This is a genomic window from Natronorubrum halalkaliphilum (assembly GCF_009834785.1).
Classification (GTDB): Archaea; Halobacteriota; Halobacteria; order Halobacteriales; family Natrialbaceae; genus Natronorubrum; species Natronorubrum halalkaliphilum.
On record NZ_WUYX01000069.1, the window covers coordinates 102,053 to 118,035 of the forward strand.

14 protein-coding genes are annotated in these 15,983 nt (G+C 63.5%); 3 read left to right on the plus strand and 11 right to left on the minus strand.

What is annotated here, in order from left to right:
* Positions 1-32: 32 nt before the first annotated feature.
* Both GS429_RS18625 and GS429_RS18630 read right to left on the minus strand, forming a co-directional pair.
* Positions 33-755, minus strand: coding sequence for a DICT sensory domain-containing protein (locus GS429_RS18625; RefSeq protein ID WP_160066983.1), 723 nt, complete (start codon positions 753-755; stop codon positions 33-35).
* A gap of 106 nt (positions 756-861) precedes the next feature.
* Positions 862-1,230 (minus strand): DUF7344 domain-containing protein, encoded by a 369-nt coding sequence (locus GS429_RS18630; RefSeq protein WP_160066985.1) that lies wholly within the window; start codon positions 1,228-1,230, stop codon positions 862-864.
* 151 nt (positions 1,231-1,381) lie between these two features.
* Between GS429_RS18630 and GS429_RS18635 the strand changes: the two genes are divergently transcribed.
* Both GS429_RS18635 and fen read left to right on the plus strand, forming a co-directional pair.
* On the plus strand, positions 1,382-1,954 hold the full coding sequence (locus GS429_RS18635; RefSeq protein WP_328821480.1) for a GNAT family N-acetyltransferase: 573 nt from the start codon (positions 1,382-1,384) through the stop codon (positions 1,952-1,954).
* A gap of 105 nt (positions 1,955-2,059) precedes the next feature.
* Positions 2,060-3,037 (plus strand): flap endonuclease-1, encoded by a 978-nt coding sequence (gene fen, locus GS429_RS18640; RefSeq protein WP_160066988.1) that lies wholly within the window; start codon positions 2,060-2,062, stop codon positions 3,035-3,037.
* 259 nt (positions 3,038-3,296) lie between these two features.
* On the opposite strand, the gene GS429_RS18645 is transcribed toward fen, so the two are convergent.
* A complete protein-coding gene (locus GS429_RS18645; RefSeq protein WP_160067290.1) occupies positions 3,297-4,448 on the minus strand; it encodes an NAD(P)/FAD-dependent oxidoreductase in 1,152 nt (383 codons plus the stop codon).
* Positions 4,449-4,560: 112 nt separating this feature from the next.
* Here GS429_RS18645 and GS429_RS18650 point away from each other — a divergent pair, with 112 nt between their 5' ends.
* Positions 4,561-5,094: an Lrp/AsnC family transcriptional regulator gene (locus GS429_RS18650; protein WP_160066990.1), complete on the plus strand. Its 534-nt coding sequence runs from the start codon at positions 4,561-4,563 to the stop codon at positions 5,092-5,094.
* Positions 5,095-5,366: 272 nt separating this feature from the next.
* Here the strand turns inward: GS429_RS18650 and GS429_RS18655 are convergent, their stop codons facing one another.
* From GS429_RS18655 to GS429_RS18690, 8 genes are all read right to left on the minus strand, one after another.
* Positions 5,367-6,410 carry an ABC transporter ATP-binding protein gene (locus GS429_RS18655; protein ID WP_160066992.1) on the minus strand — a complete coding sequence of 348 codons (1,044 nt, stop codon included), beginning with the start codon at positions 6,408-6,410 and terminating at the stop codon, positions 5,367-5,369.
* Positions 6,403-7,611, minus strand: coding sequence for an ABC transporter ATP-binding protein (locus GS429_RS18660; protein WP_160066994.1), 1,209 nt, complete (start codon positions 7,609-7,611; stop codon positions 6,403-6,405). The genes GS429_RS18655 and GS429_RS18660 overlap by 8 nt, the downstream gene beginning before the upstream one ends.
* 1 nt (position 7,612) lies before the next feature.
* The gene (locus GS429_RS18665; protein ID WP_201294053.1) at positions 7,613-8,518 is read right to left on the minus strand and encodes an ABC transporter permease; all 906 of its coding nucleotides are present in this window, start codon (positions 8,516-8,518) and stop codon (positions 7,613-7,615) included.
* The gene (locus tag GS429_RS18670) at positions 8,515-9,534 is read right to left on the minus strand and encodes an ABC transporter permease (protein ID WP_160066996.1); all 1,020 of its coding nucleotides are present in this window, start codon (positions 9,532-9,534) and stop codon (positions 8,515-8,517) included. The genes GS429_RS18665 and GS429_RS18670 overlap by 4 nt, the downstream gene beginning before the upstream one ends.
* 41 nt (positions 9,535-9,575) lie before the next feature.
* Entirely contained in the window at positions 9,576-11,189 is a 1,614-nt protein-coding gene (locus GS429_RS18675) for an ABC transporter substrate-binding protein (RefSeq protein WP_160066998.1), read from the minus strand.
* Between the two features lie 123 nt (positions 11,190-11,312).
* Entirely contained in the window at positions 11,313-12,110 is a 798-nt protein-coding gene (locus tag GS429_RS18680; RefSeq protein WP_160067000.1) for an aspartate/glutamate racemase family protein, read from the minus strand.
* Positions 12,111-12,124: 14 nt separating this feature from the next.
* Entirely contained in the window at positions 12,125-13,876 is a 1,752-nt protein-coding gene (locus tag GS429_RS18685) for a hydantoinase B/oxoprolinase family protein (protein WP_160067002.1), read from the minus strand.
* Positions 13,873-15,930 (minus strand): hydantoinase/oxoprolinase family protein, encoded by a 2,058-nt coding sequence (locus GS429_RS18690; protein ID WP_328821482.1) that lies wholly within the window; start codon positions 15,928-15,930, stop codon positions 13,873-13,875. Before GS429_RS18690 ends, GS429_RS18685 begins: the two co-directional genes overlap by 4 nt.
* Positions 15,931-15,983 lie beyond the last annotated feature (53 nt).

A 15,983-nucleotide genomic window follows, 5' to 3' on the forward strand; every position in this document is an offset into this window, starting at 1 on the left:
TGATCGGCGGTAAGTGACTACAGTAAACCGTATCAGACGCTCTGCTGGAGGGATCGATCTAACAGGGCGACGAGTCGACTCTCGTCGACCCAGACGCCTTCGAACCCACCACCGTCGTGCTCTTTTGCTAACAGGCCGCCGCTCCAGAGTTCGTCGCCGTCGCCGTCGAAGACGAGAACCCAGACCGAACCGATCTCCGCTCCGGCATCGGCGTGAATCGTGACTCCCGGAATCGATGGCCGGGCCCAGTCGTCGTCGATGTAGACGTGAATGTCGAGGGCCGTCTCCGCCGCGAGGCGGTCGTAGACCGGCGCCATCGCCTCGAGTGCACCCGATCGCTGGAAGCCCACCCGAAGGGTACCGCTGCCGACTTGCCAGGCGCGGTTCTCTATCTCCCGGCTGGCCGCGAGCAGTTGCCGACGGTCGAGCGTGTGCCAGACGGTCGACTCGAAGACGTCGATCACGTGCCGATACGGAACCTCGTCGAGCTCTTCTGCCCACGGGTCATAGATCGGTGGTTCGAGGAACTCTCGGACGGCGTCGAGGCCGATAGCGGCGACGAACTCGCCGCCTTCGTGGACGACGAGAAAGGCCCGACTGGCCGCCGTCATCTCCGGGAGCGAGCGATAGTCGACGGATCTGACGCCCGTCTCCCGCCGCAGTCGATCGACGAGAGCGGGCCGTGGAGCGGGTGCGTAAACGGTAATCGTCCGCGACGCCGACTCGATTCGATCGATGTAATCGGAGAGTGTCATCGGTTTCGATTTGCAGTTCGGTTTCGGTCTCGACTTCGACCCTCGAGTGGTGACCGGTAACTGATGAGGTGGTGGGAGTAGCGGTGAGGCAAACGAGAACGGATACTCACGTCCCCGTTTCCGCCGCACACGCTCGCGTTGCGAATTCTCGAACCGGCGCTGGGCAGGGTGCCAACGAGAGGGTTCCATCGTCCTCGTCGTGACGTACGACGCCAGCCTCTACCAGGTTCGGAATTTGGGTGTGTAAAAGGTTCAGATACTGCGTATTCCGACATCGTGGCTCGATCACGCCACAGTCCGGCGTGTGCAGCCAACCGGTAACGACGTCGGCTACTTCCGACAGCGACGCCGTCTCGTGCTCGAGGAGGAAGTAGACCACGAACCGACGGGTCCGGTCTCGAAGCGCCAGAAACGCAGCGTCGATCGTACTCGGACTCGCGTTCGGCCCGTTCGACGACTGACGTTCCGGATCCATAGTGAAGACCCTAGGGACTACCGGCGTGTTAGTTACCCGCTTACATTTGCCATTAGTGATCACCGAGAGGAGAGCGAACGCAACCGAAATCGATCGCGACGGCGGGCCGGAACCGCACCGCTTAGTGACTCCCGCGCCAACGGGTACGGACGTGAACTACGAAATCCTCGGATGGCCGCCGGACGGGCCCCAGCTCCGGCTCGATCACGAGCGATTCAGTTACGCCGGCAAGTTCGTTATGACGAACACCGGCAAAGCCGTGGCTCGAGACGAGGCCCGCGGCGAGGCTTCCGACGGCGAGCCGGACCCGTCGATCGTCGCCGCGGTGGCGTTCAACGAGGATCGCACCGACGAGGGAACGCTGTGGCTGCGCTACGTCACGGTCGAACGCGGACGACGGGGCGACGGGATCGGTCCGGAACTCCTCACGCTCGTCCGCGATCGCGCGCTCGAGCGAGGGTACGAGCGACTTCGCATCGCGGTCAACAACCCGTTCGCGTACGAGGCGCTGTATCGGGCCGGGTTCGACTACACCGGCGAAACGACGGGGATCGCCGAGTTGGTGCTCGAGCACTCCGGATCCGACGCCGACGGGCGGCCCGACCGCGAGCGGTATCAGGCAGGTCTCGACGAATTTCGCGACCGCGACCTCTCCGACGACGAGGAGGCGTTTCTCGCGGATCGACGGGGCCGAGAGCCGCCCGGGCTCGAGTCGCGAAACTAACGCGTTTAACTGAAATCCTGCCGTTTTGATGGCGAGCAGTGTCGCGGCGAGGTCCGCAACCGGGAAGCCAACAATTCAAATCCCGGACCTCCGAAGGAGTCGGTAATGGGAAACGCTGCACTACGCGATATCGCCGCCATCGAGGAGATTCCCTTCGACGATATCGAGGGCGTCGTCGCCGTCGACGCGCACAACTGGCTGTACCGATATCTGACCACGACGGTCAAGTGGACTAACAGCGGGAAGTACACCACGAGCGACGGCACGGAGGTCGCCAACCTCATCGGCATCGTCCAGGGCCTGCCCAAGTTCTTCGAGAACGACGTCGTTCCGGTGATGGTCTTCGACGGCGGCCCCTCCGAACTCAAAGACGACGAGATCCAATCCCGTCGGGAGCAACGCGAGACCTACGAGGAGCAACTCGAGGTCGCCCGCGAGGAAGGCGACGAGGTTGCGATCGCGCAACTCGAGTCCAGAACCCAGCGACTGACGCCGACGATCCAGGAGACCAGCCGGGAGCTGCTGCGGTTGCTGGACGTGCCGATCGTCGAGGCACCCGCCGAGGGCGAGGCGCAAGCGGCTCACATGGCCCGCCGGGGCGATGCCGACTATGTCGGCTCGGAGGACTACGACGCGCTCCTCTTCGGCGCGCCGCTGACGCTGCGCCAACTGACGAGCAAGGGCAATCCAGAACTGATGGATCTCGAGGCCACGCTCGACCGTCACGACCTCACGCTGGAACAGCTGATCGACGCGGCGATCCTCATCGGGACGGACTTCAACGACGGCGTGACCGGGATCGGCCCCAAGACCGCGCTTTCGGAGATCGCCGAACACGGGGACCTCTGGAGCGTCCTCGAGGCGCGGGGCGATACCATCGAGTACGGCGACCGCGTGCGACAGCTGTTCCGCGACCCGAACGTGACCGACGACTACGAGTTCGACGCGTCGCTGGACCCCGATCTCGTGGCCGCGAAGGCGTACGTCACCGACGAGTGGGCGGTCGACGCGGACGAGGTTGCACGCGGCTTCGAGCGGATCGAAGAGAGCGCGACGCAGACGGGGCTGGATCGCTGGACCTGACGCCGCGGCGATTGAGGTCCGCTCTCCATCATTCTCTCATCGCCGGAGTCGAGGACTCGAGGACTCGAGAGTAAGACAACGGAAAACGACGACAGGGAGGGAGAGGACTGGGCGTCCGTCAAAGCAACCAGAGGCCGATTACCGCTACCAGTATCGCCGCGCCGACGAGCGGTTTCAAGAGAATTTCTGCTGTCCGACTCATCATCGACGCCTTCGGTTTCACAGCGCTAATTAATTCGGACAGTTGCCTCCGACAGGCTCACTGAGACCGGTTCGACGCGAACTCCCGAGAGACGCGTTCGGCGGCGTTGCGAACCGCCCCGACCGACGAGAGGTAGCCGACGCCGACGGTCGACTTCAACGCTTTCGCGGCCCGACCGGTCAGGACCGCCGGCCCGACCTGCGCCACCGCGTCGTCGCCGACGCTGACCAGCCACCCCGGCGACTCGAAGGTAAACGACTCGAGGTGGGGATCGAAGGGGTCGGCACCGTCGCGTTCGGCCTCGACGAGTCGGCCGATGTTCTCGGCGACCGTCCGCGCTTCGCGAACCGCCGACTGCGCACTCGGCGGCACCGCGTCGCCGGTGGCGTCGACGACGCGTGCGGCGTCGCCGAGCGCGAACGCGCGGTCGTCGAGGCGCAGGTCGCTCTTGACCGAGGGCCGGTCGCCGTCGAACGCGTCCGGGCCGCGGATCCCGCCGGTCCAGACGAACTGCTCGTACGGTAGCCGTTCGCCCGACTCGAGGTGGATGTGGGTCTCGTCGGCCGCCGTCACGGCCGTCCCCGTCCGAACGTCGACGCCGGCGTCTTCGAGCGCGCGCTCGACCGCCCGCTGGAAGTTCTCCGGGAACCCCGGCGCGACCGCCTCGAGTTGCTCGAGGATCGTGATCGTAGCCGCGCCTCGTTCCTCGCGGGCGAGCGCGGCGAGTTCGCCCGCGACCTGTACGCCCGAGAGGCCGGCCCCGCCGACGACGATCCGCCCGTTCTCACCTCGAGACTGACACACCTCGAGCGCTCGCGACCGAATTTTGCGAGCGTGTGACAGCCGTTTGAGCGCGGTTCCGTGTTCGGGAACGCCCTCGAGGCCGTAGTAGGCGGTCCGCGCGCCGAGACAGATCGCCGCCAGATCGTACTCGAGTTCGCCGGTCGACAGGGTGACCGTCCGTTCCTCGCGGTTGATCTCTTCGACGCGAGCGACGTGAACCGTCGCTCGATCGAGAACCTCCGGGAGCGACACCCTGATCTCGTCTGCCAGTTCCGGGCGGCGAATCACGCGGTGGAGTTCGTGCTGGACCAGGTGGTCCGGCGACTCGTCGACCACTGTGATGTCGACGTCGGGGGGTAGGTCGGACTCGAGCAAGCGCGTCAGTGTGAGACCCGCATAGCCCGCGCCGAGGACGACGACGTGCATGTACGTCTCTAGTGGCTCGAGTCCCATATACTGCGAGGCAACGTCGGACTCGAACGACCACGACGTACTCATGGGGACTTAAGTCGGGCAGAAATGTACTAGCTACCCGTGTATGTCGGATCATTCGACCGAAGAAAGTAGCGTGGAGGGAGTGCTCGATGACGCCCACATCGGAGATCTGGTTTCGAATCATCTCGATGAAATCGATTACAAAATCTACCGGATTCTGAACGAAGACGGCCGCATTTCGGATACTGACCTCGGTGAGCGGGTCGACCTCTCGCGAACGGCGGTTCGCCGGCGACGAAAGAAGTTGCAGGAGGAGAACATGATCAAAATCATCGGCGTGCTGGTCCTTCAGGAGGCCGAACTGAGTTACGCGGACGTCCGGGTGACGGTCAGTTCCGACGCGACGAGAGACGCCATCGACGAGTTCATCGCCTTTCTCATCGACCAGGAACTCGTCTACGAGGTCGACGAATACCTGGGCCAGTCGGACATCCTCGTTCGGGTCTGGCACGGCTCCTTACAGGACGTCAAGACCTACGTGATCCAACTCATGCAACGCGATATCGTCGAGGACTTCGAGATAACGCCGGTTACCAAGACGCACAAAGCCTGGCACAGTGAGATCGAGGACGACTAAGACGATCTGGTGAAACTTCTCCCCGTTTCCCGGGGCGACTGTGAGCGGTCGTCTTGCGGTCGCGCCGGCACTGACGGACAGCAATCAGTCTACTTGGGGCAGGTCGATCTCCCGGTTTTCTATCCTCTCGTACGAGGGAGTGTCGTCGGAGGCAGTCGCTTACCTCGAGCAGTAACACAGCGGAGCGCCGGTTCGCCGGTGCGTCGAAGAACCGGGTCACCGGAACGACTGTACCGGCCGAAGCTGTCAAATACGGTCGAACTGGCCGACAGCTACATTTCCGACTCGTCTTCGTCGTGGAGGAGACAGCGACTGACGTGATCGGTGCCGACGTCGACGAGTTCGGGTTCGACTCGAGAACAGTCGTCGACGGCTCGGTGACACCGGGGGTGGAACGGACAGCCCGAGGGCGGATCGGACGGATCAGGCGTCTCGCCGCGGATCGAGATTCGCTCCGGCTTGAACGCCGCTTCCGACTCCTCGACGATCGGAATCGCCGACAGTAACTGTTCGGTGTATGGGTTCTGCGGGGCGTCGAACAGCGTCTCCGCGGGCGCTTTCTCCATGAGTTTGCCCAGGTACATTACGCCGATGCGGTCGGCGATGTTTTTCGTGAGGCTCAGATCGTGCGTGATCATGAGATACGAGAGGTCGAGTTCCGCCTGTAACTCCTCGAGGAGCGCGATCACCTTGGCCTGGACGCTCACGTCCAGCGCGCTCGTCGGTTCGTCGAGAACGAGCAACGATGGATTCAGCGTCAACGCGCGAGCGATCGCGACCCGCTGTTTCTGGCCGCCGGAAAGCTCGTTCGGGTACCGGTACAGGAAGTCCTCCGGCAGATCGACGCGCTCGAGCAGTTCCGCGACGCGTTCTCGCCGCTCGGCTTTCGTGCCGATATCGTGGACGACCAGCGGTTCGGCGACGATGTCTTTGATCCGCTTTCGCGGATTCAACGACGAGGTCGGATCCTGATAGACGACCTGAATCTCGCGTCGGACCGGCTTGAGGTCCCGCTCGGACAGCGCCGAAATATCCCGTCCGTCGAACCTGATCGATCCGCCGGTCGGCGCGTGAAGCCGAGCGATCGTCTTCCCGAGTGTCGTTTTACCACAGCCGGACTCGCCGACGATGGCGAACGTTTCCCCGCGTCTGACGTCGAAGGAGACGCCGTCTACGGCCTTCACTTCGCCGATCTGTTTCTTGAGCAGTCCGCCCGTGATCGGGTAGTACTTCTCGAGATCCCGAACTTGAAGAAGCGGTTCGTCGGTGTCGTCGATGCTATCGGTTTCATCGGCTCTGGTGTGGTCGCTACTCATCGGTATCCTCCGCGCTTCGAGGCGTCTGTGCGTCGATCGAAGCCGTTGTTCCGGCACTCTCACCCTTCACGCTCGACCGGTCCTGGGCCGGTTCCGAGGTCGGTCGATCCTCGAACGCGGCCCCGCTGTCGAACTCGATCTCCTCGGCCGCGATTTCCGCCGCTTCCGCTCGGGACAGACCGTCCTCGTAGAGGTGGCAGGCGACTTCCTGGCCCGACGACAGTTCGTACCGCGGCGGTCGTTCGACGTCGCACGTGCCGGACATAGCGGCCGGACAGCGCGGGTGGAATCGACAGCCCGACGGCGGATCGGTGTAGTCCGGGAGGAGCCCCTCGATGCCGTCGCGATCGAACTCGGTGAGCTTCGGCACGCTGTCGACCAGCCCCCGGCTGTAAGGGTGTAAGGGTTCGTCGAGGATCTCGTCTCGAGTGCCGACCTCGGCGATCTCACCGGCGTACATGACGTAGATCCGGTCGGCGATCCGACGGGCGACGCCGAGGTTGTGCGTGATGTACAGCATCGAGAGGTTCTCGCGTTCGATCTGTTCGGTCAGCAGGTCGAGGATCTGATCCTGGACGGTGACGTCGAGCGCCGTCGTCGGCTCGTCCGCGATGAGGAATTCGGGTTCGCCGAGCATCGCCATCGCGATCAGGACCCGCTGGCGCATCCCGCCGGAGAGCTCGATCGGATACCGATCGAGAACGCCTTCCGGATCCGGAATCTGGAGCTGATCGAGCAGTTCGACGCTTCGATCGCGCATCTCCGCCTCGTCTGCGTCGCGTCGGCCGAGCACGTTGCGAACGATCTCGAGCCAGCCGACGTTCGTTTTGCCCTGGTAGGTCAGGACGTCGCGCATCATCTCGCCGACGGTAAACACCGGCGAGAGACTCGTCATCGGATCCTGGAAGATCATCCCCATCGACTCGCTTTTGACCCGTTCGTGGGCTGTCTGATCGCCGAGGAGTTCCTCACCCTTGTAGTAGAGTTCGCCGTCGACGATCTCACCGGGTGGCTGGGGGAGCATCCCCATGATCGTTTCCGCCGTGACGCTCTTGCCGCAGCCGGATTCGCCGACGATGGCGACGGTTTCGCCCTCGTCGACGGTGATATCGACGTCGTTGATGACGCGAGCGCGGCCGTCGAACGTGTCGAAGTGAACTTCGAGGTCACGAAGTTCGAGGATCGGATCGGTCCTACTCATCTTAGTCTACCTCCACGTCGAGGACGTCGCGGAGCCCGTCGCCGAGCAGGTTGAACCCGAGAACGGCGATGAAGATCGCCACGCCGGGGAACGTCGAGTACCACCACTGTGCGGGGAGGTATGCGCGTCCCTCGGCGATCATCGTCCCCCACTCGGGCGTGGGCGGTTGGGCGCCGAGTCCGAGGAAGCCGAGGCTGGCTCCGATCAGGATGGCGTAGCCCATGTCGAGGCTGAACTTGACCGTGATCGGTGCCAACACGTTGGGGAGAATCTCTCGGAACATGATTCGAATTCGACTCGCGCCGATGCCGCGGCTGGCTTCGACGAACTGCTCTTCGCGGACCGAGATCACTTCGCCGTAGACCAGCCTGGCGTACCACGGCCACCAGACGACGGCGATGGCGATCATCGCGTTTCGCAGGCTCGGCTGGAGCGGTACCGCCACCGCGAGCGCGAGCACGAGCGGCGGGACCGACAGGAAGATATCGGTGATTCGCATGAGCACCTGTCCGGTGAATCCGCCGACGTACCCGGCGACGAGGCCGACCGGAACGCCGATCCCGATCGCGAAGGTGAGGACGAACAATCCGAGCGCGAGCGAGTACCGCGTGCCGAATATCACCCGCGAGAGGATGTCCCGCCCGGCCTGGTCCGTCCCGAACGGATGCGCGAGGCTCGGTTCGGCGAACCGGTTCGCGAAATCGACCGCGGGTTCGCCCATGTAGCCGGCGTCTTGGGGATGGCGAGCGATGTACGGAGCGAAGATAGCGATGAAGACGAGTCCGACGATGATTCCGAGTCCCACCAGCGACAGCGGGTTCTGCCGGAACCGGTAGGCGATCCGTCGGGCGCTTTCTTTGCGGTTCTCCATCGACTCCGAGTGGTACCAGTTTTCGATCGCGCTCATTCGCCGTCACCTCCGTATCTGACTCGCGGATCGAAGTAGCCGTAGAGAATGTCGACCACCAGATTCGCGACGATGAACACGATGCCGACGACCAGCGTCACGCCGACGATCGCGTTGATGTCGTTGGCCAGAATCGCGTCGACGCCGTAGCGGGCCATCCCTGGCCAGGCGAAGACGATCTCGATGAGAAACGCCGACCCGATGAGAAAGCCGTAGTCGAGCGCGATGATCGTCAACGTCGCCGCGAACGACGACTTCAGCACGTACTTGTACGCGATGAGCTTTCCGGGAATGCCCGAGGAGTGCAACGCGTGGACGTAGTCCTTGTTCAACTCCTCGATGAAACTCGAGCGGGTCATTCTGGCGATATCGGCCATCGGCGCGAGCGCGAGCGTAAACGCTGGCAGTGCGATGTGGGCGACCGCGCTCCGGAACGCGCGGAAGTCCATCGCGATCAGGCTATCGACGAGCATCATTCCGGTCAACCGGGGCGGCGCTTCTACGCCGATTCGGCCGGTCGCCGGGAGCAGCCCCAGGTGGAACGCGAAGACCAGTTGGAGCAGGATCGCGGCCCAGAAGGCGGGCATCGACACGCCGAAGAACGCAAACAGTCGGCTGGCGTTGTCCTCGGCCTCGTCCTTGTTTCGGCCGGCGATAATGCCGAGCGGAACACCGATCGCGATGGCGATCAGCATCCCGACCGTGATCAGCTCGAACGTCGCCGGGAAGAAGTAAACGAGATCCGCCGCGACGTTCCGGTTCGTAATGAGCGAGATCCCCATATCGCCTTGCAACAACCCGGCCATGTAATCGAAATACTGAACGACGACTGGATCGTCGAGTCCCATCTCGTCTCGGAGCGATTGAACGGCTTCGTCCGTCGCCCGCGGGCCGAGCGCGAGCCGTGCCGGATCACCGGGAAGCACACGGGCGAGCGTGAAGATGAGAATCGAGAGCCCGATGAAAACGGGAATGCCGGCTAGCGTCCGTCGTATCACGTAGCTTTTGAAGCCCATATAGTGTTAATCGTAATCGTAATATCGCGCGAGACGTGCGATCAGCGATCTTCGTAGAGGCGCCAGAACGCCTTCGAGTACCCGACGAGACCGTTATCGACGTAGCCGCCGACGCGTTCGTTGACCCCGTACAGCTCCGCCTCGTTGACGACGAACAGCGCCGGTGCGTCGTCGGCGATGATCTCCTGTACCTCCTCGTAGTACTCGGTTCGCTGGTCAACGTCGATCTCGGTTCGGGCGTCGTCCAGTAACTGATCGACCTCCTCGTTCTCGTACCAGGCCGGACTCTCCCAACTGCCGTGGGAATCCGAGTGCCACGCGGGGTAGAGGAACGTGTCCGGGTCAACGTAGGAAAACGAGAGGTAGATGGCGTGCATGTCCGAGGTCGTGTCCTGGCTCGTTACCATATCCGTGATGCGAGTCCACGGCGCCCCCTCGAGTTCGAGATCGATGCCCAGTTCGTTGAGGTTCGTCTGCAGCAACAGCCCGATATTCTCGGTGACCGTCAGGCCGGTCACGTAGGTGTAGGTGAGTTCGATGTCTTCGGCGTCGTAATCGGACTCGTCGAGGTACTCCTGAGCGCGCTCGAGGTCCTGTTCGTACTGGATCACGTCGTCGTTGTGCCCCCACATCTCCGAGGGGAGCGGCCCCTGCATCTGGTCGGCGTTCCCGAGCAGGATGTCGTCGACGATCTGCTGGTAGTCGACGGCGTAGGAGATGGCCCTGCGGACGTTGACGTCGTCCAGCGGCTCGCGCTGGGTGTGCATGAAGACGTACAGCGGCGAGAACGTGACCTCGTCGCTGACGAACACGTGATCGAGGTCGGCCAGTTCCTGGTAGGATTCAACGGACAGCCACTCGTCGGTGATGTCCGCGGACTCGTCACCCATCATCCCCGTGACCGTCCCTTCTTCGGGAACGATCTCGAGGACGACTTCGTCGAAGAGGTCGTCGCTGGGCCAGTCGCCCCACCAGTCCTCGGAACGCTGCAGGACGAGTCGTTCTTCGCGCTCGTGTTCGACGAGTTCGTAGGGGCCGCTGCCGGCGTCGTTCTGTTCGAGCCAGTCCTCGTCGTTGGCGTCGATCTCCGATTCGTTGACGATCGGCATGTAGGGCAGCGTAAAGAGGAACGGTGCGAACGTCCGTTCGGTTTCGATTTCGACGGTGGTTTCGTCCGCGGCGGTGACGCTGTCGGGTCCGATCGTATCCGCCCACATCCAGGAGAGTCCGTCCTGTAGCTCGAGCATCCGTTCGAACGAGTAAACGACGTCGTCGGCGGTCACGGGATCGCCGTTGTGGAACGTCGCGTCGTCGCGCAGGAAGAACTCGTAGGTCTGGTCGTCGTCGCCCACCTCCCAGTCTTCCGCAAGCCCCGGTGCAAGTTCCGGCGGCGATTCGTCGGTGTAGTTGAGCAACGAATCGTAGACGTTGACGGTGTAAATGTTCTCGAAGTTATCCGACGCTCGCATCGGATCGATCGTCGACGGGGAAATCGTCGTTGCGTACACGAGCGACTCGTCTTCGTCGGTCTCTTCGGGCTCCTCGCCCGCACAGCCTGCGAGTACGGTGGTCAGTCCGCCGGCGCCGACACACTGCAGCAGCCGTCGCCGTCCGATCTGGTGTGGAGTTACGTGGTCTTTGCCATCGAGACTCATGGTATGGGTACCCGAGGCAAGAGTAATATACCTTTCGCATGATGTCATCTTCTGTGCCCGAATTGGCTCCTTATAGAATATATACTCCACAAAACGTGAACAAATTAGTTCGAAACGTGATTACTAGTTCTCGGACGACGAGTGGTCCCAGACGCCTCGCGTCGAGAAGTCCTCGGGGACGTCCCAGTCGTGAATCTCTGCGGGGCGGGGCGATTCGTACCCGCCGATGTTGCTGTGTGACCAGCCGAGCGAGGCCAGTTCCGCCTGGAGTTCGGCGAACTTGAACGGGGCGACGACGGCGTCGAGGACGGGGCCCCCGAGTTCGTCCTGCAGCGTTTCGTGGAAGCCGTATTCTGCGGTACAGCCGAGAATGATCACCTCGGCGTGATCCTCCTCGATCGCGCTCTGTGCGGCCGTCGTGAGCCGTTCTCGCGTTCGCTCGGGATCGGCCTGAAAGTCGAGTACGCCCAGATCGACGGGACGGAACGACGCCAGGCGGTCGTCGAACCCGTATCGTGCGATCGTCGAGCGCATCTGGGGGACCCACTTCCGACGGCCAACGATCACCGAGAACGTATCCCCCATCGTCGACGCGAGATGTGTCGTCGCCTGTGCCGGCCCCATCACCGGCATCGAGTCGGAGACCTCGCGAGCCTCCTCGAGTCCGAGATCGTAGAAGCAGCCGATGACGGTGGCGTCGACACCGTCGTTTTCGGCTTCCTTGACGCGGTGAAGAACGTCCGGTAACACCAGCGATTCGTAGTAGTGAAACTCGACGTGGTGTGGGCCGCGGTCGAGGCTTACGACCTCGACCTCCGTCGTTTCACGTTTCGTTTCGTTCAACAGCGCTTCGATGTCGTCGCTGAAATCGTCGTGGCCGACCGGATCGATCCACCTGATTCGGGTTGCATTCGTGCTCATGGGTTGATAGTGGGTTATTCTGCCGTTAGCTCTCGCCGTCGCCGTTCGGTCGCTTCCGCATCGAGTTCCCCGCCGTCGGTGATGACGACGCCGTACACCGTTTCGGCGGTGTCGGTCGTGATGTAGTCGTCACGGTAGTCCTCGAGGACCCGTTCGGGGTCCCGCTCGAGGGGGCTCCCCCAGCCGCCGCCGGCACTCGTGACGAGGCGGGCGACGTCGCCGTCCTCGAGTTCGTAGTTGGTCAGTTTCCGGTGGCGCTCGGTCGTCCCGTCGGTTTTCACGATATCGATGTAGTTGCCGTCGCCGGGCTGGCCGTCCCCGACGCCCCACGGCGGATACTCCGAGCGACCGAACGACGCGGTGATGAACGCGCCGCTTTCGTTGTAGACCCTGTAGTCTTGGACGAGGCCGGTGCCGCCGCGGAATTCCCCGTGGCCGGCTTCCTGTGGCGTGTCCAGTGCGAACTTGTCGAACAGCAGCGGGAACCGCGTCTCCATCACTTCGACCGGCATCTCGAGGGTGTCCCCGTCGCCGCTGCAGACGAGCACGTCGGCTCCGTCGCGGTCCCGACAGGCGCCCCACCCGCCGGGTTGTGGCTCGATAACGAGGAAGTCGTCGTCGGTTCGGTCGTCCGTGCCGCCGACGATCGTCGCACAGACGCTCGTGAAGTGTCCCGCGGACAGCTTCTCGGGGAGGTGCGGAGCGAGCGCCTTCCAGGGAAGATCCGCCGCCATCGCCGACGACTCCCAGTCGGTCCCGATCGGTGCCGGCTTCGTCGCGTTCAACACCGTCTCCTCGGGAATGACTAACTCGAGCGGCTCGAAGAAGCCGCCGTTGGTCGGGGCTTCCGGCAGCGTGATCGCCTGGAACAGCGCCCGGGCGTCGCTGACGGACGCGGCGTACGGCGAGTTGATCGGCCCCTCGGTCTCGGGATCGGTTCCCGTGTAGTCGAACCGGACCGCGTCGTCGGTGATCGTCACTTCGACGGTAACGTACACGGGCTCGTCGGTGACGCCGTCGTCGTCGAGGAAGTCTTCGGCGTGGTAGGTCCCGTTGGGAAGCGTTTCGATCTCGTCGAGTACGAGCTGTTCGCCGTAGGCGAGCCACTCGTCGACGGCGCGCTCGAGGGTTTCGGTCCCGTACCTGTCGGCAATGTCCTGGACCCGTTCGACGGCGACTTCCATCGACGCCTCCTGAGCTTGCATGTCGCCGAGGGTCATCTCCGGCATCCGCGTGTTGGCCTCGACGATGTCGCGAACCGCACGGTTGAGCTTCCCCTCTTCGTAGAGTTTGACCATCGGGTACTGGATTCCCTCCTGAAACACGCTCGTGGCGTCGGTGGTCCACGAGCCGGGATCCTTGCCGCCGACGTCGGTCCAGTGGGCCTTCGACGCGGCGAACATGACGATTTCGTCGTCGACAAACACCGGTGCGACCATCGCGACGTCGTTGAGGTGAGTGCCGCCGTGGTAATCGTTGAGGAGGACGACGTCGCCGGGATAGAACCCGTCGAGTCCGTACTTTTCGATGGTATCCTCGACACAGAACTTTAGCGTCCCGAGAAAGCCCGGCACACCGTTGGCCTGCGCGACGACCTTCCCGTCGGTATCGATCAGTCCGCAGGCGTAGTCGAGCGTCTCGTAGATCACGCTCGATTTGGCCGTCCGCCCGAGGTTGATAAACGACTCTTCGGCCGCGCTCTGGAGCGCGTTCGTGATGACCTCCCGCGTGAACGGGTCCAGGTCGGATTCGATTTCGGTGCTCATTGCTGGCTGATTCGTAAGTTTCCGTATTCGTCGACGCGACACGTCTGATCCGGATGAACGAGCGTCGTACACGCCGGCTCCTCGACGATGGCCGGCCCGTCGAAGCGAGCCTCGGTCGGCAGGGACGACCGCGCGTAGATCGCCGTCTCGTGGCTTCCTTCCGCGCCGAAGTCGACGAGTCGGACGTCCCGCCGAGCGTCCGACGGCCGCCCGCTGCGATCGAGGACGTCGATAGTCGGTTTCGGCACGTCCGCGGTCGCCGTGAGTCGGAGGTTCACCACTTCGACGGGATCCTCGAGTCGGAAGTTGTACGCCTGCTCGTGAAGCCGGTGGAACCGCTCGATCGTCCGCTCGATCGCGTCGGCGGTGAGCCGCGAGCCGTTGGCCCGAATCGGCGTCTGCACCGTGTGCTCCTGACCGTCGTACCGGAGATCGACGCTGCGTTCGACGTCGATGTCGTCGGCCGGGACGTCTTCCGCGGCGAACGCCTCGCGGGCGCGATCGGCCATCGTCGCGAAGGCGTCGTCGACCGTTTCGGCCGCGGCGGCTTCGAACGGTCGGACGAGCGTCCGGACGTAATCCCGACGCAGATCCGTCAACAGCATTCCCCACGCCGAGAACTGTCCCGGTGCGCGGGGAACGATCGTCTCTTTGACGCCCAGTTCGCGCCCGAGCGTGGCCGCGTGGAGCCCGCCCGCCCCGCCGCTGGCGACGAGGACGAACTCCCGCGGATCGTACCCTCGTCTGAGACTCACCTGCTTCAGGGCGTGTGCCATGTTCGAGTTGACGACCCGGAGGATGCCGTGAGCGGCCTCGCGAGGGCTCGTTCCGAAGGCGTCGGCGACGGACTCGAGGGACGCCTCGGCCCGATCGACCTCGAGTTCCATCTCGCCGCCGAGGAAGTAATCCGGGTTGAGTCGGCCGGTGACGAGGTTCGCGTCGGTGACCGTCGGCTCGGTGCCGCCGCGACCGTAGCAGGCCGGCCCCGGATCCGCACCCGCGCTCTTGGGGCCGACGTTGATCGAGTCGCCCTTGTCGACCCACGCGATCGAGCCGCCGCCGGCCCCGATTTCGACGATATCGACCACCGGTATCTGGACCGGATACCCCTCCTCGCGGGCGGAACTCTCGAGCCAATACTCGGTGTCGATATCGACCTCGCCGTCCTCGACGAGCGACGTCTTCGCGGTCGTCCCGCCCATGTCGAAGCTGATCACGTCGGGTTCGCCGACGTGCTCGCCGACTCGGGCGGCACCGAAGACGCCGCCGACCGGGCCGCTTTCGACCATCTCGATCGGGCTCTGTCGGGCCTGTTCGAAACTGCTCGTGCCGGCGTTGCTCTGCATCACGTACCGGTTCCCGTCGACGCCGTTCTCGTCGAGATGCGCCTCGAGGGTCGTCAGGTAGTCGTCGGCGATCGGTCGGACGTAGGAGTTGAGCACCGCGGTGTTGGTGCGCTCGTACTCCCGGTACTCCTCCGTGAGTTCGTGGGAAAGCGTGACGTAGGCGTCCGAGAATTCCTCGGCGATGAGGGCCCGCGTTCGGCGCTCGTGTTCCGGATTCGCGTAGGCGTTGAGGTACGCGACGGCGATCGTCTCGATCCCTCGGTCGCGAATCTCGGCTACGGCGTCGCGAACGTCGTCCGGTTCGAGGGACGTGACGACGCTTCCGGACTGGTCGACCCGTTCTCGGACTTCGAAGCGGTCGCGTCGAGGGACGAACGGTTCCGGTTTCTCGTACCGGAAGTTGAACATGTCCGGTCTGTTCGCCCGGGTGATATCGAGGACGTCGCGGAATCCGTCGGTCGTGATAAGCGCACAGGGCTCGCCCTCGCGCTCCGTAATCGCGTTGATCACCACGGTCGTGCCGTGGACGAACTGTTCGATGTCGGGCAACGACAGGTCGCTCTTCGAGAGTGCATCGATGACGCCATCGGCGTAGTTCGCCGGCGTCGTCGAGGCCTTCTCGAGCGATAACGTTCCGTCGCGGACGGCGACGAGGTCGGTAAACGTGCCCCCGATGTCGACCGCGACGCGTGTGTTATTACCACTCACAATGAGCACACAATTCGGAGAGTGTATTAAACTTTCTGTCACCGAATTTTCCC